The organism is Capnocytophaga canis (assembly GCF_000827555.1).
Taxonomy (GTDB): domain Bacteria; phylum Bacteroidota; class Bacteroidia; order Flavobacteriales; family Flavobacteriaceae; genus Capnocytophaga; species Capnocytophaga canis.
The window spans coordinates 1-248 of sequence record NZ_CDOI01000092.1; the positions used below are offsets into that span (position 1 = coordinate 1).

The window sequence follows — 248 nt, forward strand, 5'->3', positions numbered from 1 at the left end:
AATTTCAATCGAGAAATCAAACCCAAACAAAACAAATACAAATCGTTACAAGTTGATGAACTTTGGACTTTTGTGGGAAAAAAGAAAAATAAAAAATGGTTAATTTATGCTTATTCTGCTGAAACAAAGGAAATTGTAGCGTGGGTATGGGGCAAACGAAATATAAAAACAGCCCAAAAACTTCGTGAGAAATTGAAGAAATTGGGTGTTAGTTTTGATGAGATTTGTACAGATAATTGGGAAGCTTT

General features: G+C 31.9%; 1 protein-coding gene. It reads left to right on the forward strand.

Annotation, left to right across the window (positions count from 1 at the left end):
* The coding region (locus tag CCAND38_RS02795; protein ID WP_042343738.1) for an IS1 family transposase at window positions 1–248 on the forward strand (248 nt) is incomplete at both ends.